Below are 470 nucleotides of genomic sequence, written 5' to 3' on the forward strand. Positions count from 1 at the left end.
GATTGGGTGATGCACCAGGGTGATCAATGCCGCAATATCGGTCGGCACTCCTCATGGCTCAACGCCTACGACCAGCAGCGATCACGAAACCGAGATGAAGGCTTCCAGCTGGCCAGCTTCGGCGGGATCTTCCTGTTCGCCGGCGTGCTGTTCATATTCGGGCTGGTTGTTTCGTACCTGCACCTCAAGCGCGAAGCCGCAGAGAGCTCGACCACCACCGACTGAAACCGCGAATCAGCTCTGCCGCACCTGGCCGAGGTGCTCCGGCTGCTGCGTTGATGTCCCGCAGGAATCCGCTGGTCGCGTCGAGCACGACGTCCGGCTGATCACGCTGAACCCAAGGCCCGGCACCGCCGACGATATGCAGGCGCGCATCCGGGATCCGCTCGGCAGCGGCGCGGGCCCGCGCGGCGGGAACGCCGGGGTCACGATCGCCGTGGATGACAAGCGTTGGACACCTCACCTCGATC

At 64.7% G+C, this 470-nt stretch carries 2 protein-coding genes; one reads left to right on the forward strand and one right to left on the reverse strand.

Features of this window, described 5'->3' with window-relative positions; translation table 11 throughout:
- Positions 1-225 (forward strand): hypothetical protein (locus tag RM844_RS32445; protein ID WP_311671028.1); only part of this gene is annotated, 225 nt, incomplete at its 5' end.
- On the opposite strand, the gene RM844_RS33700 is transcribed toward RM844_RS32445, so the two are convergent.
- A complete protein-coding gene (locus RM844_RS33700) occupies positions 185-463 on the reverse strand; it encodes an alpha/beta fold hydrolase (RefSeq protein ID WP_394814655.1) in 279 nt (92 codons plus the stop codon). The two genes, RM844_RS32445 and RM844_RS33700, sit on opposite strands and share 41 nt — an antisense overlap.
- Positions 464-470: the final 7 nt, after the last annotated feature.

The organism is Streptomyces chisholmiae (assembly GCF_031845445.1).
In the GTDB taxonomy this organism is placed as follows: Bacteria; Actinomycetota; Actinomycetes; order Streptomycetales; family Streptomycetaceae; genus Streptomyces; species Streptomyces chisholmiae.